Below are 17,960 nucleotides of genomic sequence, written 5' to 3'. Positions count from 1 at the left end.
GCATGCTGCGCGGGCAACGAATCCGCGACGATGCGAGGGGATGGAAACGAGCATGAGGACACAGGTGCTGGTCGTGGGCGCCGGGCCCGTGGGACTGACCGCGGCCATGGATCTGGCCTCGCGCGGGATCGACGTCGTCGTCGCGGAGATCCGCCATGCCGGCGATCCGCCCAGCGTCAAATGCAATCACGTCTCGGCGCGCTCGATGGAGATCTTCCGCCGGCTCGGCGTCGCGGCAAAGCTGCGCGACGCGGGTCTGCCCGCGGACTTCCCGAACGATTGCTCCTACCGGACCACGGCGACCGGCATCGAGCTCTGCCGCATCGACATTCCCTCGCGCGCGCGCCGCTACAGCGCAACCGGCGGCCCCGACACCTGGTGGCCGACGCCGGAGCCGCCGCACCGGATCAACCAGGTCTATCTCGAGCCGATCCTGTTCAGCCATGCGGCCGCTCAGCCGCGCATCACCATTTTGGCACGCACGGAGATCTCCGATATCGAGCAGGGCGACGATCATGTGGTCGCCCTCGCACGCAATCTCGACAGCGGAAGTTCGCTCCGCATCGAAGCCGACTTCGTGGTCGGCTGCGACGGCAGCCGCTCCCTCGTCCGCAAATCGATCGGTGCCAGCCTGTCCGGGACGCCGGTGATCCAGCGCGTGCAATCGACCTTCATCGAGGCGCCGCAACTGAAGGAGTTGATGGGCGCGCACAAGCCGGCCTGGATGGTGCTCTCGCTCAACCCGCGCCGCTCCGGCACCACGGTTGCAATCGACGGCCATGACCGCTGGCTGATCCATAATCATCTCAGGCCCGACGAGCCCGAATTCGACTCGGTCGATCGCGACTGGTCGATCCGCGCGATCCTCGGCGTCGACGCGCGGTTCGAGTACAAAATCCTCAGCAAGGAGGACTGGGTCGGGCGCCGGCTGGTGGCCGATCGCTTCCGCGACCGCAGGGTCTTCATCTGCGGCGACGCCGCGCATCTGTGGATGCCCTATGCGGGCTACGGCATGAATGCGGGCATTGCTGATGCCGTCGATCTCTGCTGGCAATTGGCGGCGCATCTGAACGGCTGGGCACCTGATTCGATCCTCGATGCCTATGAGGCGGAGCGCCAGCCCATCACCGACCAGGTGTCGCGCTTTGCCATGGACCATGCGATGAAGATGATGGCGCAGCGCGGCGGCGTGTCCGCGGAGATCGAGGATGACACGCTGCGCGGCCACGCCGCGCGTGCTTCGCTTGCGAGAGCAGCCTACGATCTCAACGTGCAGCAATATTGCTGCGCAGGCCTCAACTTCGGCTACTATTACGACGCCTCGCCGATCATCGCCTATGACGGCGAAACCCCGCCGGCCTACGCGATGGGAAGCTTTACGCCCTCCACCGTGCCGGGCGCCCGGGCGCCGCATGTCTTCCTGCGCGACGGACGATCGCTCTACGACGCCTTCGGAGCCGGCTACACGTTGCTGCGGCTTGACCCGGCGATTGATGTGGCGCGGCTGCTCTCTGCCGCAGAACAGCGTGGCATGCCGCTTGCGCTGGTCGACATCGCGCCGGATGAGGCGAACGGGGCCTATGCCGAGAAGCTGGTGTTGGCGCGACCCGATCAGCACATCGCCTGGCGCGGGCAGGCCGCGCCCGAAGATCCGCAAGGCTTGCTTGCGCGCATCACTGGTGCTGCGGCGTGATTGGTAACAGGCTGCCCCCGGGGCAGCCTGATCGTGCTCACAAACAAAAGAACGTATTTGGGGGAGGAGAACGTGTTTCATGTTGCAAGGCGCCGCATTCTGGCCGTGCTGACGGCCGCGACTTTCGTTGTGCTGCCGCTGGAGGCAGGCCGCGCAGCCTATCCGGACCAATTGATCAAGATCATCGTGACCTTCCCTCCCGGCGGCAGCGCCGACACCGTCATCCGTGCGCTCGAGCCGCTGGTCACCGCCGAACTCAAGCAGAGCCTGGTGATCGAGAACCGCGCAGGCGCCGGGGGCAATATCGGCATGGCGGCGGTGGCCCAGGCCAGGCCCGACGGCTACACGCTCGGCGTTGCGCCGGCGGGCGCGCTGACGGTGAACCCGCACCTCAATTCGTCGATGCCGTTCGACCCAAAGGATCTCGCGCCGATCACGCTGCTGGCGGAAATTCCCTTTGTGCTGGTCGCGTCCGCGAACGTGCCCGCGCACAATGCGGCAGAGACGATCGCGCTCGCCAAGGCAAAGCCGGGCGCGCTGTCGATCGGACATGGCGGCAATTCGACGGCCATGCATCTGACGGCCGCGCTGTTCACGCAGAAGGCCGGGATCAGCATGGAGCTCGTTCCATATCGCGGGACAGCGCCGGCGGCGGTTGATGTCCTTGCGGGACATGTCCCCTTCGCGGTGCTGGATATCCCCGCATCGAGGCAACTGATTCTCGAAGGCAAGCTCAACGCCGTCGGCGTTTCGTCGGCGCGCCGGCTTGCATCCTTGCCCGATGTGCCGACCCTTGCCGAGAGCGGCATCGCGGGCTTCGAATCCGTGGGCTGGTTCGGGCTCGTTGCTCCCTCAGGCACGCCTGCGGACATCGTCGCCAGGCTGAACGATGCCTTCGTGAAAGCGCTGAAAGACCCGGTGGTGGCCGAGAAGATCCGGACCCTCGGCGCAGAGCCCGCCCCGACTTCGCCGGAGCAGTTCGGCCGCTTCATTCAGAGCGAGAGCACGAAATGGGGCAAGCTCATCAGTGAGGCCGGCATCAAGGCGAACTAGGCCGCGTACCTATAAACCCGGTTCGACATGTGACTGGTGGCTTCGTCCGCTTTGCTCCTGTAACCGAAACCACCATGATCGCGGCGTGCTAATCGAACCTCGTGGTGCCAAACGGAGGCCGTATGAGTCAGTTGAGGTCCATGTACCCACCCATCGAGCCCTATAGCGCTGGCACCCTCGACGTTGGAGAAGGTCACCGGGTTTATTACGAACGGGTGGGGACGCCGGGCGCGAAGCCGGCGGTCTTCCTGCACGGCGGACCGGGCGGAGGATTGTCCCCTGAACATCGGCGTCTGTTTGATCCCAATCGATATGATGTCATGCTCTTCGATCAGCGAGGATGTGGGCAATCAACTCCCTATGCGGGGCTCGAAGCGAATACGACTTGGCATTTGGTATCGGACATCGAGCGCTTGCGCGAACTTGCAGGCGTCGACAAATGGCTCGTGTTCGGTGGCTCGTGGGGATCGACTCTCGCGTTAGCTTATGCGGAAACGCATCCCGACCGCGTCAGCGAGCTAGTTCTCCGTGGCGTCTACACCGTCACCAAGGCGGAGCTGCAATGGTACTATCAGTTCGGCGTCTCAGAGATCTTTCCGGAGAAGTGGGAAAAGTTCCAGGCACCGATACCCCTGAGCGAGCGAGGCGACATGATTGCGGCGTATCGCAGCCGGCTGACGGGCGACGATCGAGCCACCCAGCTCGAGGCAGCCAAGGCTTGGGCTATTTGGGAGGGCGAAACGATCACGCTGCTGCCTAATCCAGCATTCTCGACATCGTTTGGCGACGACCAATTTGCGCTCGCGTTTGCGCGATTGGAGAACCACTATTTCGTTCACGATTGCTGGCTGGAGGATCGGCAACTTCTGCGCAACGCCCACCGCCTCCGCGGCATCCCGGGAGCCATTGTTCACGGCCGCTACGACATGCCCTGTCCAGCCCGATATGCTTACGCGCTGCATAGGGCGTGGCCTGATGCCACATTCCATCTGGTCGAGGGTGCAGGTCATGCTTGGTCGGAGCCAGGTATCCTCGATCAACTGGTGCGCGCCACCGATCGCTTCGCGACAACACGATAAAGAGGGCAACGACGAAGTCGGAATAAATCCGGCCGCAGAAGAGGAATCATCCGTTTAGTCCCTGCCTATATCGCGCCCGCAATCGAGTTGAGCGCTTCTTCAACAGGATCAAGCAATGCCGTCGGGTGGCGACGCGTTATCACAGGCTCGCCGCCAACTATCTCGCCTTCGTCCAACTCGCTTCAATCAGGCTACGGCTCGGCGCTAATGAGTCGACGTCCTAGCCCTTCCTCTCCGCCGCTCAAGCTTGCTTTTTCTGACGGAGCCGTGACGGCCAGCCGATCCTGACCAGGGTCTCGTCCGGGTCCGACAGCGCAAACTCGTACATTCCCCACGGCGTGTCCTCCGGCCCCCGTCCGTTGGCCAACTCGCCCGAAAACTCTCGCGCGAGTTCGTCGACGGCCTCGGTGTAGAGATAGAGGCCGAACGGGTTGCGGCCTCTGATCAGCCAGCCTTCGACGGCATCGGTGAGATGAAGATTGCCACCCTTTCCATCGGAGAGGATGCGATAGCTGTCCTCACCGTCCGCCGGCTTGTCGCCGTCCGCGCGCGTAAAACCGAGTCGGGCGTAGAATTTCTCCGAGGCGTCGAGGTCGTTGCAGGGAAGGATGGACGTCAGTGCGTGAGTTGGAGGCATGCGAATCCCTTTGCGTTAGTCCGCCGATACGTGGGGACGGAAGGTTCAAAGTCGTCACGGCCCGCCGTCCCGACCAGCTTGCGTCCTTTTGAAGACGACCTCATAACCTCGCGCAGGTGCCGAAGGGGCGCCTTCCCGCACAAGAGGCTCTCACCCTTCGAGAGGTTGTCCGTTTTCTTCCGGCGATACGACCCCTCGATCTGCATCCGGGAAGGCTAACGATGACGAGCCCTTTGTTCGGCAATAGCGGGAGTGTCGGACGCCTCATTGGGGTTGTCATGAACACCGTATTGTCGTCGGGCGCGGCGATGCTCGAATTCCCAAGCACGTGCGATGAATTGTTGCGTGAAATCAAAATTCGCGCGCGGTTACGCTTGAATGATCTGACCAATGAATCGCCGGATGTCATATTCTACGCACGCTGGATATCGGGGCGGCGACGCTGGGCGTGGCCCGCGAAATGGAAGTTGACCCACGCCCTCAATATAGTTTGCACGGAGCTCGGTTTCCAGGATTGGGAACATGCACGTCATGTGCTTGGCGGGCAGACGTCCCCTCAACGATCGCGCCTATTCCCACGGAGCGAACATAGGGCGTTATCTTGCCGCTCGCGGGGGCGCGCGCCCGGTGCCCCCGCAACCAGAGCGGTGACGGGTTGAACCTGCTACCGTCGCGGCCCGACCAACAGCATCCCGCCAGCCGGCAGGGAGCGAGGTGTTTCACGACGATGTTCGACAAAACCTACCGGCAACGCCTCGAGGCTGATCTTGCGCAATGGGAAGCCGACGGCGTGATCGCGCCGGCGGCCGCCACTTCCATCCGCAGCGCGCTGCCGCCGCTCTCGCCCGGCATCAACATCGCCGTCGTCGTTGCCATTGTCGGCGGCCTCTTGATCGCTGCCGCCTTCCTCGCCTTCGTCGCGGCGCACTGGACGGAGATCGCGCGGCTGCTGCGGTTCGCGATCCTGATCGCCGGCATGGTCGTCGCCGGCGGCCTCGGGGCGTGGTTCGCCGCGACGGGCCGCACGGTTCTCGCCGATCTCTGCGCGAGCATCGGGGCGATCATCTTCGGCGCGGGCATCGCGCTGGTCGGCCAGATGTATCATCTCGGCGAGGACTTCGCCGGCGGCATGCTGCTGTGGTCGATCGGAGCATTTGGCGCCGCACTGCTGACCGGATCGCGCGGCGCGCTTGCGGTCGCCCTCGTCGCGGCCTGCATCTGGACCTGCATGCGCAACTATGATGCGCCTGATGTCCTGCATCTTCCGTTCGTGGCGGTCTGGTTGATCGCTGCCGCGCTCGCGCTTGCATGGAATTCCCGCGTGGCGGCCCATCTCGTCGCGGTCGCGCTGCTTCCGTGGTGGATCGCGACGTCGCTCCGCTTCGAGCTCGACGGTGCCCAGCCGTCGTTCGTGCTCGCGAACGGCGCTGCCCTGCTGTTCGGCGCTGGGCTCGCGATCGCCGCTGTGCCGTCGCCGAGGGCGCTGCGCCTCGGGACCGTTTTATCGGCCTACGGAGCGTTTTCGCTGGCCGCCGTCGCTTGCCTGGAGGTGACAACGGTCGACGACATCATCCGCTTCCGGAACAGCACGGTCCCGGCCCAGCCGCTGTGGGCGATGCTGTGCGGGGCCGCGGGCGTGATCCTCGCGCTTGCGTCCGCCGGGATCACCAGGCGTGCGGGTGAAATCCTTGCGGCATGTTCGATCGGGCTGGTCCTGCTCGCGGCGCCGATCTGGCCGGCATCCACGGCCGGCGAGCCCTGGTTCGCCTATGCCGCGTTGCTCTGCGCCATGCTGTGCCTTGTCGTCTCCGGTGTGCTCGATGATGTGCGTCCGCGGATCGTTGCCGGCTGGCTTGGGATCGCCGGCGTCATCGCGGGCATCACCTGGGCGGTGAAGGGCTCGCTGCTGCGCCGCTCGGCCTTCCTTGCCGCGGCCGGTGTCATTGCCGTCGTATTTGCCACCGCGCTCAATCGTGCGCTGCCGAGGGCTCAGCGATGATGGAGTTGACCGCGTCCGTGACAAAACTCTGGCAGCGCATCCCGAAAGCCGTGCTGTTCGGTGTCGCCGTCCTGCTTCAATGCGCGCTGCTGGTGCTGATGGTCGCCGATCGCATGCAGATCCTGCGCGAAGGCCGTGAGGTGACCTTGCAGACGCAGCCGGTCGATCCGCGCGATCTCCTGCGTGGCGACTATGTCGTGCTCCGCTACGATATCTCGCAACTGCCGGCAGGCGCGCTCGCCGGCCAGCCGGCGGCCGAGCGCAAGCCCGTCGTGTTCGTCAAGCTCGCGCCGAATGCCAATGGGCTCTACGAGGCCGTCTCGGTGCATAGCGAGCCCGTCACGGTCACGGCTCCCGAAGTGCTGATCCGTGGCCGCGTCTCCTATTACGGCGGATCCTGCGGCGCGGGCCCGCGCGTCTTCTGCGAGAAACTGGCGATCAAATACGGTCTCGAAAGCTATTTCGTGCCCGAAGGCGAGGGCAAAAAGCTCGAGCAAGCCCGCAACCAGCAGAAACTCCGGGTCGTCGCCGCCGTGCTCCCCTCAGGCCGCGCCGCCATCAAGCGCCTGCTGCTCGACGGCGAGCCTGTCTATGAGGAGCCGTTGTACTAGGCGCTGATCATTTGGCCTTCAGCGCCCGCCGCAGCACGTCCCACATCCGCGGATCGTTCATGTGCGCCACGTTGAAGCGCAGGAAGTCCGATGCCGTCTGCGATACGCTGAAGACGTTGCCCGGTGCGAGCACCACATCCTCCTCGAGCGCGGTGCGCGCGACGGCGGTGGCATCCTGCCCGCCCGCGAGGCGGCACCAGAGGAAGAAGCCGCCGCGCGGCATCAGCCAGGGCTCGATGCCCAGCGCCTGAAGTTTTCGCGCGACGTCGCGGCGCGTCCGCGTGAGCTTCTGCCTGAACTCGTCCATGTGCTTGCGATAGCTGCCGCCGGCCAGGACGTTTGCGATGATCTCGGTCGCCACCGGGCTCGGGCCGCCAAAACTGGTCGCGACCTGGAGGTCGACGAGGTGCTCGATCCAGTCGGCTCGCCCTGCGATGTAACCGCAGCGCACCGAGGCCGACAGCGTCTTGGAGAAGCTGCCGATGCGGATCACGCGGTTCAATCCGTCGAGCGCGGCAAGACGCGGCGAGCGCTCCGATTCGAAGTCGCCGAAGATGTCGTCCTCGATGATGGTGAGGTCGTGCGTCGCGGCCGCAGTCAGAAGCCGGTGCGCGGTCTGGAGCGAGATCGTCGCGCCGGTCGGATTATGCAGCGCTGAATTGGTGATGTAGAGCCGCGGCTGCTCAGTCGCGAGGATCTGCTCGAAGCGCGCGACATCGGGGCCCGACGGCGTAAAGGTCACGCTGACGATCTTCGCCTGATGCGCCCGCAGCAGCGCGCGAAAATTGAAGTAGCAGGGGTCGTCGACCAGCACTGTGTCGCCGGGACGAAGCAGGAAGCGACAGATCAGGTCGGTTGCCTGTGTGCCCGAACCGGTCAACATCAACTGGCTGATCGAGGCCTCGATTGCGTCTTCGGCGAGGCGCGTGAGCAGTAGCCGGCGCAGGGCAGGGGAGCCGCTCGTGCTGCCGTAATTGGTCAGCACGCTCGCGTCGGTGCGGGCAAGCGCGCGGGTGGCGCGGCGCAACGCCGCCTCCGGCATCCACTCCGGCGGCAGCCAGCCGCAGCCGGGTTTTGGCACGGCATCGTCCGTGTCGAGCGACTGTCGGGAGACCCAGAAGGGATCAACTTCCCGGTCGCGGCGGGGCTCGACTTCGGTCAGCGCCAGCGGCGGGGTGACAGCCGGTGAGACATAGAAGCCCGAGCCGCGGCGGGCGCGGATCAGGCCGTCGGCGGCCAGCCGATCATAGGCTTCGACGACGGTGGAGGGCGAAACACCCATTGTCGCGGCAAGGCTGCGGATCGACGGCAGGCGGTCGCCGGCGCTGAGTGCGCGGGCCGCGACCTTGGCGCGGATCGCGCCCATCACGTCGGTGGTCCGCGTCCCGCCCCGTCCCTTCGCTTGTGCTTCGCCGTCCAAGGTGTATGACCTTCCATATCCATACAGTTTTGCCGGATTGTACTGGATTGTCGCTGGTCTCGCCACCGGCGACGGCCGATGATCGTGACCCAAGAAGCGAGACGGACATGCAATCTGCAGGCAGCGGCTGGGGTAACGGGATTCTCGGCGTCATCATTTTCAGCGGCTCGTTGCCGGCGACCCGCGTGGCGGTCGGCGGCTTCTCCGCGCTGTTCCTGACGTCGGCGCGCGCGGTCATTGCGGCCCTGATCGGCGTGGCCGTGCTCTTCCTGCTCCGCCAGACGTGGCCGCGGCGGAAGGATCTCGTCTCGCTCACCATCGTCTCCATCGGCGTCGTGGTCGGCTTCCCCCTGCTGACGGCGCTCGCGCTCCAGCACATCACCTCCGCGCATTCGATCGTCTTCATCGGGCTCTTGCCGCTGTCGACGGCGATCTTCGCGGTGCTGCGCGGCGGCGAGCGGCCGCAGCCGCTGTTCTGGCTGTTCTCTGTCCTGGGCAGCGCCACGGTCGCGGGCTTTGCCCTGTCGAACGACGGCTCGGCCTCGCTCACCGGCGATCTCCTGATGGTCGCGGCCATCATCCTGTGCGGGCTCGGTTATGCCGAAGGCGCCGCGCTGTCGCGTCGCCTCGGCGGCTGGCAGGTGATCTCCTGGGCGCTGCTGCTGGCGCTGCCGCTCATGATCCCGGTCGCGATCCTGACATGGCCGCCGACGTGGAGCGGCGTTGGCGTGCCCGCCTGGATCGGGCTCGCCTACGTCTCCGTCTTCAGCATGTTCGTCGGCTTCATCTTCTGGTACCGCGGACTTGCGGTCGGCGGCATTGCCCGGATCGGTCAGTTGCAGCAGCTCCAGCCGTTCTTCGGCCTCGCGCTCGCCGGCTTCCTGCTGCACGAGCCGATCGCATGGAGCATGATCGCCGCGACCGCGCTCGTGGTCGTCTGCGTCTTCTTCGCGCGGCGATATGCCTGAGGCGGTGATCGCAGGTCCCGACCAGGGTCTGAAGTTGATGACCTTGATCGAACGCGCTTCCATCGGGTCATTGGCGCGACCATCACCTGGCGCGGGAGCTATGCGACTGTCAACGTTGATCTAGATCAACGTCTGTTCTCGCACGCAGTGTCGCTCTGGATGGGAGAGTTATCTCCTCGGTGCATCGCGTGCCCTGTTTCGCGATCACAGTGACAGCATCCGCCTGGCTGGTCTGACCGTTTCGCTGATGGGACGGTGATCGGCATCCTCACGCGACTGACAGAAATCCGCAGAAACTTTGAGCAAGGGAAGGAGCACGTCATGCGACACGGAACCAAATTCTGGTTAGCTGGCGCCGTTATTGCCTGCGCAGCCATGGGCTCGGTGCAGTGGTCGGAGGAGGATGGTCTTTCATTCTCGGTTCAGAGCGCACAGGCTCGCGTAGGGCGACCAGCGACCCCGGCGAGTGTCGCTGGCGTCGCGCGGCGAACGACGCGCCGCGCAGTAGTCGGTGGAGCGGCCGTGGGTGCTGCGACCGTAGGCGCCGCTGTCGCGGCACCGACGTGCGCCCGCGTGCTGGTCAATGGCGCCTGGGTCTGCCGCTAGGAGAGCTATCTTTCATGGGGGTGATCGCAGCGACCGCGCTCGTGGTCGTGTGCGTCTTCTTCTTCGCGCGGCGGTTGGCGTGAGGCCTGCGCCTCACGCCTGCCCCATCACCGTCCGCGTCAGCGCGCTCCTTGCAAACTTCTTCAGCGGCATCGGCTTGCCGAACAGGAAACCCTGCACGAGGTCGAAGCCGAGCTCGTTGGCGGCGACGAGGTCGGCGCGGCTCTCGACGCCTTCGGCCACGGTGCGCGCGCCGTAGCCGTGGGCGAGCTCGACGATGTGACGGCACACCGTGCGCTTCAGCCGGTCGCTGCCGCTGCCGGTGACGAAGTGCCGGTCGGCCTTCAGCTTGATGAAGGGAATCTTGTCCAGATCCATCAGTGACGGCCAGTTGGCGCCGAGATTGTCGATCGACAGGCCGATATTGTGCAGGCGCACCTCGCGGGCGACCTCGACGAGGAATTCGAGATCGCGGATCGCCTCCTCGCTGTCGATCTCGATCGTCAGCCCGCCGAAGGCCGGATGCGTCGGCATGCGGCGGCAGAGATCGCGCACCGCCTGCGGCTCCTTCAGATATGACGTGGGCAGGTTGATCGAGAGATCGACCGGGCTCTGCTGCTCCAGGAGATAGTGCCAGTCCTGCAAGGCGCGCTCGATCACGAACTCCGAGAGGTCGCGGAAATGCGGATCATGCTCTTCGGGGATGAAGTAGGCGGGCGGCACCACGCCCCAGGTCGGATGCCGCATCCGCACCAGCGCCTCGGCGCCGCAGCGGACCAAGGTGCGCGCGTCGATCTTGGGCTGGTACCAGAGCTCGAGCCAGCCGGCATGCAGGGCCTCGCCGACATGCACGGCCGGGCTCGGCGCCGGCTCGTCCGGCAGCAGCATCGCGACGCGCTCGCGCAGCGTCTCGGCGGCAAAGGGCGTGGTCAGTGGCGGCAGCATCGCGAGGCCATACTCCTCGCCGACCTGCTGCACGGCCCTGACGATGATGGACTCGCGGGCGCCGACGGCGAGAACCTTGCCGTCGAAGGCCTCGCGTACCAGCGTCTCCAGAAACGTGCCGGGCTCGATGCCGTCGGCGGCGATGCCAAGCAGGATCAGATCCGGCAACTCGCGGGTCAGCACGGTCTGCAGCTCGTCCGCGCTGGCGCATTCGCTGGTGACGAAGCCAAGATCCTCCAGCACCTCGGCGAGGAATGCGCGCAGATGGCGCTTGCCGTCGGCGACGCATGCGCGCGGCGTTACCTTTCGCCGTCCGAAGGTTTTGGGCCTCCGTCCGGCGAGTTCAACAAGTTCATCGTTCATCGCAAACCACTCCCGTTCCGCGACAGGTGTTAGCGATGGGAGCAGTTTCAAATATGGAGAGCTTCAGTCGATTGTTGAATTATCTGGGTAACGTTAAAGCACGCATCATATCTAAAATTGTCCGGATCTTCTTCCAGAAGTTTTTACGTCTGCCCGCGCGTCGCGCGCGGGAGTGCGGCAATCACCGGAGATTTTCGCGACGTGCGGTGTGGCGACATGCACGCATGGTGTCCTGCAATTGGACGAAGCCGCGCGCGCCTCGCCCAATTGAATAATGGACGCCTCAATTGACTGTGGTCTTGCCGTGCTGGGTCATGCCAACGGCCTTGCCGCGAGGCCGGCAGGCGCAGCGTGGCCGATGCCTATCATCACGTGCCAGCTCACGATCCGACGCCGGGCTACGGATTGCTCGTGCTTCGCGTGGCGCCGGCGCACTCGCGGGCAATGCCGCCATCGTCGATGTCGGTCGATTCGATCTTATCGCAACCTCCTTCCCGTCGCGCTTGCGGTGCATCGCAGGATCGGCGCGACGGCAGCGATGGGAGAGTTCATTTTCGCGCGATGCGCGCATGTTCCATGGCTCACGCGTGACAGTTCTGCGACAACGCGCCCGGCAGCGGCAGCGCAAATGTGAAGCACATCACATGCGTCTTGCTGCACCTGCGCTATTGCTGTGCGCAGCCGGTGGTGGGCTGTCGAGGATTACAGCAATGACGACGCGGCGATTGATGTATTGGTGGTTCAGATTCGTTCTGTCAGGGCGATTTACCGATCGCTTCCTGTGCCTGCCGCGGGCGGAGTAGCCGCGCCGCAATATCAGGTCTGCCCGATCAATTTGCGAAACGCTGCCGCGCCGTCCTGCACGGCGTCGCGTCCCTTCCAGGCCAGATAGGACAGCTTGCCGCCGAGCGTGTCGTGGCTGCGCAGCCGGCGCGAGCCGAGAATGTGGCCGACATTGGAGGGGAAGCGGCTCACCTCGGCGGACACCAGCGCCGCGATCGCATCCATCAATTGCTGGAGCCGGAGACCCCATTCGCAACCCTCGATGCCGTCAATGCGGACCTTGAGCGCATATTCGGTGTCGTAGATGTCGGCGAGCAGGTCGCGCGCGACCAGCACGCGGTTGAGCTTGAGCGCGACCCGCAGGGCGAGCCGCTTGTCGTCGAGCCGGTCGAGCACCATGGGAACGACGCAGGCATAGGGCGTGGCGGCGACGTCGGCCACGCTCTTGCTCGCGGCGGTCCTGGTGGCAAGGCGCACCAGTTGCCAAGTCGTCTTCAGGCGCCTCGCCACCAGTGCCAGCGCAAAGGGCAGCGCGTCCGGGTGGGACTTCCTGAAGGCATCGAGTTGCGCGGTGATCTGGGCCGCCTGGCCGTCGTCGAATTTCGCGATCTTCTCAGGCAGCTTTTCGTTGAACTTCGGCAGCGCGTCGCCGGCGCGCAGCACTTGCTGCATTTTCCTCACGTCGTCGAAGGCTGTGCGCGAGGCCGTGTATTGCGTGAGCTTGGCGCGTGCGAACTCGGTGCTCTCCGCCGATGCGAGGGTGTTCTCGAGGACCTTGAGCACCTTGGTCTGGAAGACCGACGCGGTTTTCAGCACTTCCTTCGGGTTGTTGGCGGTGACCTGGTCGTTGATCGCCTTGATGTAGTCGCGCGCCATGGTCGGCAGCAGGTCGCGGCAGATCCACTCCCAGATGGGCGTGAGCGTGTTGCGTGAAATCCGCCCCGCATTGGCATGTTCGGGTGCGCCGTCGATCAGGAGCAGTTCGAGCGGCGCGAAGAAATAGCGTGAGGGACTGGTGGCGCGTGCCTGGCTCGATCCGTCCTTGCGGAACTCGGCGCGCAACTTCGCCTGGATGTCGGACGAGCCCGGCATGTCGATGCCGCACAGTTCGAGCCGCTCGAGCTCGCTGAGCAGACAGCTGCGCGACAGCGGCGTCAGCCTCTGCAAGAACTCGGACAGCTGATTGATCTCGTTCATGGCACGCAATCTTCCGCAGCGTTTCCCGCAGGCCCACCGGCCTCATGCGTGGAGGCATTTGCGCGCTCTCAATCGTGACCAAGAGAAGCAAGTCATTGTTAATTTATCCGTAAAAACCGGGAGGCGCGGGCGCGCGCTGGGGAGCGTTGGTTAAGGAGGCATTTCGTTGCCTGCTCAAGTTTTAGGCGAAAACCTCAACCTGCGCGTGGTCGATTGCCGTGGGTACTCAAGCATAAATTGTGCCTACGTCGGTATTTCAGCACAAAACTGCCAAATTTACCGTAGTCTTACGGAGCAAAAAGTTAACCACAGACTGGCCTCGGTTCCGCTAAACGAATCACATGGGGTCACAGAACGATACGGCCACCGATTCGCGGCCGTCGGAATGGTTCGAAAGCAGCTCTGCTCCGACCGAAGAGCGCGATTTCGCCCGCCTGAGCGCGGCCCGCGCCAAGGCAGCTGACGAGATGGCCGCCGCCATCGCCCGCGAGCTCAACGGCCCCCTGACCGCGCTCCTGCTCTACATGGGCGAGATCAAGCACCACAGCGACCAGCTCGCGCCGGTTACGGCCGATCGGGCCTATTTGCAGCGCGTGGTGGAGAATGCGCTGGCGCAGACCGAACGGGTTTGCGGCGTGGTCAAGCAGCTTGCCGGCCCTAACAGGGATGCCTTGCCGATCCCGTCCAGGACCGAGGGCGCCGAATTGAACGCCGCCCGCGCGCAGCAAGCGCAGCGTGTGCCGAGCACCGAATTGCTGGGCCTGTCGGGCCAGAAGCGGCTGACCAAGCGCGAACGCGAGGTGCTGAGGCTGATCAGCGAGGGCTACTCGAACAAGCAGGGCGCGCTGCGGATGCAGATCAGCCCGCGCACGTTCGAGAGCCATCGCGCCGAGGCGATGCGCAAGCTCGGCGCGCGCAACACCGCGGACCTCGTCCGTGCGGCGCTGCTGCATTCGATTGATTGATTGAGGTTTGTCCTGCGCCGCCGGGCGGGCGATCAAGCCTGAGAACGGCTTGGGGACCCGATGGGCTCAGAGATAATCCTCGGCGAAAGGGCGTACCCGCGACGGCGGCCGCAGCGACTTGGGCTCTTCCTTCGGCGCGCTCGGAATGATCGTGATGGTCCAGCGCGGCGGCATGCTCGATTCCTGCTCCAGCACCGAGCGAACGAAACCAGTCACCGTCGCCTCGCCAGACTTCACGGTCGCCGTTCTGCCGTTGAACTGTGCGATGCGGAAGCGACGGACCTCTTTCTGATCCGCAGTCTCATAGGTGAACATGGAAACCCTCCTGGTTTCCCGCGACTATCGCCACCTATGATTAGCCATCTGTGAAAATCGCTAACCGTAGAAGTACGGCGGGCTTTGCACGCGCCTTTCTAACCCTGCGGCTCCTGCGCGCGCGCCGCGGCGTAGGCGGCATCCATCAGGTCCAGGAGACCGTGGAATTCGGCCTCGCCAAGCGTCTCCGCAGTCTGCTCCAGCCGCAGCGCCAGCATCGCAAGCCTGACATAGCCGAACGTTCCGGCCGCGCTCTTCAGCGAATGCGCTTCGCGGATGATCCTGGCGAGGTGCCGCGCGAGCGAGAGCGTGCGGAACAGTTGCAGGCGCGCACAGGTCTCGCTCCAGAACACGTCACGGACTTCACAGGCCCCGTCCTCGCCGATCTCCCGCACCAGCGCTTCGTAGGCGTCCGGCTCACGCGCGGGCGCGGCATCGAGCGCCTTTGGCATCGGCGCGGCGGTCACTTCAAACATGGCTTTGGCCTGTCCTGGTCGCGGTTCGTCTGCCGCGCGGCCTGTACGGCGCGAGGCACGCTCGGTGTCTACGGCATTCGAATTTCAGTTCCGGTAGCAGGACGATCCGTGTTTGCAGGCCAGCGTTAGCCGCCGGTTTACCAAGGCGCCGGTCAGCGCGAACCGAGAAGCCGGTCGTACTGGGCCTTCACCGTGGCGTAGCATTCGCACGCCGTCTGGCGCAGGCCGTCCAGGTTGAGGATCTGGATGTGTCCGCGGCTGTAATGGATGAAATTGGCGTGCTGCAACGTATTGGCGACCAGCGACACGCTGTTGCGGCGCGCCCCGATCATCTGCGCCATCGCCTCCTGGGTCAGCAGCAGCCGGTAGTCGCCCGACAGGTCATGGGTGTGCAGCAGGCAACGCGACAGCCGCGACTCCACCGGATGGGCGGCGTTGCAGCCCGCGGTCTGCTGGATCTGTGCGTAGACGGCCAGCCCGTGACGGATGAGCAGCGTCCGCAAGGCGTTGCTCTGGTCGGCCGCGTCGCGCAGCCGGTCGAGGTCCATCACGGAGGCGGCACCGGGGACCAGCACGACCGCCGTGTTCAGCGCGCAGGCATCGCCCATGGTCGAGAGGGCTCCGAGCAGGCTGTCGCGGCCGATCATGGCGACCTGCACATGCTCGCCCTTGGCGAGTTTCACCACCAGCGAGATGACGCCGCGGTGGGGAAAGTAGGCGCGCTTGAGCGTTTCGCCGGTCTCCACCAGGATCGCCTCATGCGGCAGATCGATCATGCGCAAATGCGGGCGGATCAATTCGTAGTCCTCCGCCGACAGTGCGGACAGGAAACCGTTGGATGGGCGCGCCATCGTTTCCAAGACTGCCTCCGTCTCAATCAGCCCCCGAACTCGAAGCGGACGGGCTGCTCGCTGCACGGATAAATTTCATCATGTTCCCGTCGGGATATATTGGCAATTGGGACAAGATGTCCGGTTGCGATGGCGCCCCTGCTGCACTGTGTGCACACCGGCATGCAGGCCGGTTGCGCCGGCTGTCGTCACCGCGGGGCTCCCAGCAGGCGCGCGTGGCAGCCCTTCACCGCCGCATAGCAAGCGCAGGACGTCGTTTCCAATGCGCGCTCGTCGACGATCTCGATCTGGCCGCGGGTGTAATGGATGATGTCGGCGCGCTGGAGCGCATTTGCGACGAGGGAAATCGCGTTGCGCCGTACGCCCATCATCTGCGCCAGCGTCTCCTGTGTCAGCGGAAGGAATCTGCTGTCGGACAGGTCGCGGGCACGCAGGAGCCAGCGCGCCAGCCGCGCTCCGACCGGGTGCACCGTATTGCACAGCACCGATTGCTGCGCATGCGCGAGCAGCACCTGCTCGTGGCGGATCATCAGGCTGCGAAACTGCGTGCTTGCGGCCGCCACCGCCCGGAAGGCCGAGATTTCGAGCACGGATGCAGTCCCGGGGAAGAGCACGGCGGCGTCCGTCGGTGCGATACCGTCGGCAAGCGCCGCGCCGCTGCCGACGGCGCTGTCGCGGCCCAGCAGCGCGACCTCGATCATCTGTCCCTCGGAGAGACCCACCGTGGTCGAAACGGATCCGCAGTGCGGGAAGTAGACATGTCGCAGCGCGGCGCCGGCCTCGGCCAAGACAGATTCCCTGACCATTTCGACTGTCGCGAGATAGGGGCGCAGCAGATCGAAATCCGCCGCGCCGAGCATTTGCAGCAACTGGTTGGACGGGTGGCCGCTTGCGGTCATGCAGGTCAATCCAGCGCGTTCATTAGGACGATCGGGCGCCGCGCCCTGTACGTCATCCAGTTGCACGGCGACCGGAATATATTGTAAAGGTTGTGGGGCCGTCCATATACCCGTTGGAGGGCAGACAAGCTGCGGCATTTGCGGCGGAAACGAGAATCGCTCGTGAGCCAGGGGGCCGTCTCGCATCGAGCGGCAGGAAAAAGCGGCAAGGGGGCTGTCATGAGCCGGGAAGCATCGCATCCGCGCTCAATCGGACGCCGGCCGGCACCTGCGGCGCCCTCTCAAGCGCGCATCTCCATCCATCCGGGACTGGTCTGCGCGGCTTCGCGACGCCGCTGCAGCACCTGCCCCTGATTTCCCGACAGGACCGGTGACGCTTGCGGCCATCAAATATCTCGACCCCAGCCAGAGGGGAACGGCGTGGCCCACGGCTCGATTTTTGAATCGCCGAAACGGGAAGCTCAAACGGGGACAGCAGATCTGCACCATATTCTCGTTGCCGACGAGGATCCGATGGTGCGCATGGCCATCGTGATCTATCTGCAGCGGAATCATTTCCGGGTGACGATTGCCTCGCGGGGCATCGTGCTGTCTTCGCAATTGGGTTAGCGCAGTAGCAATCGCGGTGGCCGCGAAATAAGCGTCCGTTTACCGCAAGCGCATCTGTTGCGGATTGAGCAGTCGCGCAGCGGGCGGCCGTGGGAGCGATTCTGCTTGCGCGTGATTTGATTCAATTCGCGCGGCCCGTGCATATCGTCCTTCGCCGGCAGGATTTTTCGCACACGTCGCAGTGTTGTTATCGGCGCGTTTACCTATCGCGTCCGTCGCGTGAGATGCGGCGCCGCTTTTGCCGAAAGACGCAATCGCAGGTCTCGAAGCGCAAACTTCTCTTCAATATCCGTATTAGCACGGAGGCTGAAATTAACGGGACCGTGAAAGGGGTTGTCTAACGATCCAGCCGCGGACCTCCGCCGAACTCCAGGTGCGGCCCAGGCGGCGAAGTCCGGTTCAGCAAGGCGTAGCTCATGGATGATCTGTTGCGGGAGTTTTTGACGGAGACCAGCGAGAGCCTGGACACCGTCGACAATCAGTTGGTGAAG

General features: G+C 64.6%; 16 protein-coding genes and 1 pseudogene. 9 read left to right on the top strand and 8 right to left on the bottom strand.

Features of this window, described 5'->3' with window-relative positions:
- Nucleotides 1–52 precede the first annotated feature (52 nt).
- The 4 genes and pseudogenes from AC5ZFO_RS31915 to AC5ZFO_RS31900 all read left to right on the top strand — a co-directional run.
- The gene (locus tag AC5ZFO_RS31915) at nucleotides 53–1,693 is read left to right on the top strand and encodes an FAD-dependent oxidoreductase (RefSeq protein ID WP_282524210.1); all 1,641 of its coding nucleotides are present in this window, start codon (nucleotides 53–55) and stop codon (nucleotides 1,691–1,693) included.
- 72 nt (nucleotides 1,694–1,765) lie between these two features.
- Entirely contained in the window at nucleotides 1,766–2,746 is a 981-nt protein-coding gene (locus AC5ZFO_RS31910) for a Bug family tripartite tricarboxylate transporter substrate binding protein (RefSeq protein WP_496122992.1), read from the top strand.
- Between the two features lie 122 nt (nucleotides 2,747–2,868).
- A complete protein-coding gene (gene pip, locus AC5ZFO_RS31905) occupies nucleotides 2,869–3,825 on the top strand; it encodes a prolyl aminopeptidase (protein ID WP_282524212.1) in 957 nt (318 codons plus the stop codon).
- A 53-nt stretch (nucleotides 3,826–3,878) separates the two neighbouring features.
- Nucleotides 3,879–4,049: pseudogene (locus AC5ZFO_RS31900) on the top strand (transposase); the annotation flags it as partial.
- 17 nt (nucleotides 4,050–4,066) lie between these two features.
- On the opposite strand, the gene AC5ZFO_RS31895 reads toward AC5ZFO_RS31900, so the two are convergent.
- Entirely contained in the window at nucleotides 4,067–4,462 is a 396-nt protein-coding gene (locus tag AC5ZFO_RS31895; RefSeq protein ID WP_282524213.1) for a VOC family protein, read from the bottom strand.
- Between the two features lie 727 nt (nucleotides 4,463–5,189).
- Here AC5ZFO_RS31895 and AC5ZFO_RS31890 point away from each other — a divergent pair.
- Entirely contained in the window at nucleotides 5,190–6,461 is a 1,272-nt protein-coding gene (locus AC5ZFO_RS31890; protein WP_282524214.1) for a DUF2157 domain-containing protein, read from the top strand.
- Nucleotides 6,458–7,072 (top strand): GDYXXLXY domain-containing protein, encoded by a 615-nt coding sequence (locus tag AC5ZFO_RS31885; RefSeq protein ID WP_282524215.1) that lies wholly within the window; start codon nucleotides 6,458–6,460, stop codon nucleotides 7,070–7,072. Before AC5ZFO_RS31890 ends, AC5ZFO_RS31885 begins: the two co-directional genes overlap by 4 nt.
- A gap of 7 nt (nucleotides 7,073–7,079) precedes the next feature.
- On the opposite strand, the gene AC5ZFO_RS31880 is transcribed toward AC5ZFO_RS31885, so the two are convergent.
- The gene (locus tag AC5ZFO_RS31880) at nucleotides 7,080–8,492 is read right to left on the bottom strand and encodes an aminotransferase-like domain-containing protein (protein ID WP_496122991.1); all 1,413 of its coding nucleotides are present in this window, start codon (nucleotides 8,490–8,492) and stop codon (nucleotides 7,080–7,082) included.
- A gap of 107 nt (nucleotides 8,493–8,599) precedes the next feature.
- Here AC5ZFO_RS31880 and AC5ZFO_RS31875 point away from each other — a divergent pair, with 107 nt between their 5' ends.
- Entirely contained in the window at nucleotides 8,600–9,460 is an 861-nt protein-coding gene (locus AC5ZFO_RS31875) for a DMT family transporter (protein WP_496122990.1), read from the top strand.
- A 699-nt stretch (nucleotides 9,461–10,159) separates the two neighbouring features.
- Here the strand turns inward: AC5ZFO_RS31875 and AC5ZFO_RS31870 are convergent.
- On the bottom strand, nucleotides 10,160–11,374 hold the full coding sequence (locus AC5ZFO_RS31870) for an EAL domain-containing response regulator (protein ID WP_282524219.1): 1,215 nt from the start codon (nucleotides 11,372–11,374) through the stop codon (nucleotides 10,160–10,162).
- 816 nt (nucleotides 11,375–12,190) lie between these two features.
- Nucleotides 12,191–13,354: a hypothetical protein gene (locus AC5ZFO_RS31865; protein ID WP_282524220.1), complete on the bottom strand. Its 1,164-nt coding sequence runs from the start codon at nucleotides 13,352–13,354 to the stop codon at nucleotides 12,191–12,193.
- A 341-nt stretch (nucleotides 13,355–13,695) separates the two neighbouring features.
- Between AC5ZFO_RS31865 and AC5ZFO_RS31860 the strand changes: the two genes are divergently transcribed.
- Nucleotides 13,696–14,319, top strand: a complete 624-nt coding sequence (locus tag AC5ZFO_RS31860) for a LuxR C-terminal-related transcriptional regulator (RefSeq protein WP_496122989.1) — start codon at nucleotides 13,696–13,698, stop codon at nucleotides 14,317–14,319.
- Nucleotides 14,320–14,385: 66 nt separating this feature from the next.
- Here AC5ZFO_RS31860 and AC5ZFO_RS31855 read toward each other — a convergent pair whose 3' ends face one another.
- From AC5ZFO_RS31855 to AC5ZFO_RS31840, 4 genes are all read right to left on the bottom strand, one after another.
- On the bottom strand, nucleotides 14,386–14,634 hold the full coding sequence (locus AC5ZFO_RS31855) for a hypothetical protein (protein WP_014490555.1): 249 nt from the start codon (nucleotides 14,632–14,634) through the stop codon (nucleotides 14,386–14,388).
- Between the two features lie 98 nt (nucleotides 14,635–14,732).
- The gene (locus tag AC5ZFO_RS31850; RefSeq protein ID WP_282524222.1) at nucleotides 14,733–15,110 is read right to left on the bottom strand and encodes an Hpt domain-containing protein; all 378 of its coding nucleotides are present in this window, start codon (nucleotides 15,108–15,110) and stop codon (nucleotides 14,733–14,735) included.
- 152 nt (nucleotides 15,111–15,262) lie between these two features.
- Nucleotides 15,263–15,961, bottom strand: a complete 699-nt coding sequence (locus AC5ZFO_RS31845) for a Crp/Fnr family transcriptional regulator (RefSeq protein ID WP_282524223.1) — start codon at nucleotides 15,959–15,961, stop codon at nucleotides 15,263–15,265.
- Nucleotides 15,962–16,149: 188 nt separating this feature from the next.
- Nucleotides 16,150–16,860 carry a Crp/Fnr family transcriptional regulator gene (locus AC5ZFO_RS31840; protein ID WP_496123003.1) on the bottom strand — a complete coding sequence of 237 codons (711 nt, stop codon included), beginning with the start codon at nucleotides 16,858–16,860 and terminating at the stop codon, nucleotides 16,150–16,152.
- A 420-nt stretch (nucleotides 16,861–17,280) separates the two neighbouring features.
- Between AC5ZFO_RS31840 and AC5ZFO_RS31835 the strand changes: the two genes are divergently transcribed.
- On the top strand, nucleotides 17,281–17,469 hold the full coding sequence (locus AC5ZFO_RS31835; RefSeq protein WP_282524224.1) for a response regulator: 189 nt from the start codon (nucleotides 17,281–17,283) through the stop codon (nucleotides 17,467–17,469).
- Nucleotides 17,470–17,960: the final 491 nt, after the last annotated feature.

Source organism: Bradyrhizobium sp. Unk1 (assembly GCF_059512345.1).
This window is presented reverse-complemented; position numbering and strand designations above follow the sequence as displayed.

Bases quoted from the DNA above. Each gene is read 5' to 3' on its own strand.
- AC5ZFO_RS31915 (WP_282524210.1), top strand. From the start codon at position 53: ATGAGGACACAGGTGCTGGTCGTGGGCGCCGGGCCCGTGGGACTGACC.
- AC5ZFO_RS31855 (WP_014490555.1), bottom strand. From the start codon at position 14,634: ATGTTCACCTATGAGACTGCGGATCAGAAAGAGGTCCGTCGCTTCCGC.
- AC5ZFO_RS31840 (WP_496123003.1), bottom strand. From the start codon at position 16,860: ATGACCGCAAGCGGCCACCCGTCCAACCAGTTGCTGCAAATGCTCGGC.
- AC5ZFO_RS31845 (WP_282524223.1), bottom strand. From the start codon at position 15,961: ATGGCGCGCCCATCCAACGGTTTCCTGTCCGCACTGTCGGCGGAGGAC.
- AC5ZFO_RS31890 (WP_282524214.1), top strand. From the start codon at position 5,190: ATGTTCGACAAAACCTACCGGCAACGCCTCGAGGCTGATCTTGCGCAA.
- pip (WP_282524212.1), top strand. From the start codon at position 2,869: ATGAGTCAGTTGAGGTCCATGTACCCACCCATCGAGCCCTATAGCGCT.
- AC5ZFO_RS31885 (WP_282524215.1), top strand. From the start codon at position 6,458: ATGATGGAGTTGACCGCGTCCGTGACAAAACTCTGGCAGCGCATCCCG.
- AC5ZFO_RS31870 (WP_282524219.1), bottom strand. From the start codon at position 11,374: ATGAACGATGAACTTGTTGAACTCGCCGGACGGAGGCCCAAAACCTTC.
- AC5ZFO_RS31850 (WP_282524222.1), bottom strand. From the start codon at position 15,110: ATGTTTGAAGTGACCGCCGCGCCGATGCCAAAGGCGCTCGATGCCGCG.
- AC5ZFO_RS31865 (WP_282524220.1), bottom strand. From the start codon at position 13,354: ATGAACGAGATCAATCAGCTGTCCGAGTTCTTGCAGAGGCTGACGCCG.
- AC5ZFO_RS31895 (WP_282524213.1), bottom strand. From the start codon at position 4,462: ATGCCTCCAACTCACGCACTGACGTCCATCCTTCCCTGCAACGACCTC.
- AC5ZFO_RS31860 (WP_496122989.1), top strand. From the start codon at position 13,696: ATGGGGTCACAGAACGATACGGCCACCGATTCGCGGCCGTCGGAATGG.
- AC5ZFO_RS31875 (WP_496122990.1), top strand. From the start codon at position 8,600: ATGCAATCTGCAGGCAGCGGCTGGGGTAACGGGATTCTCGGCGTCATC.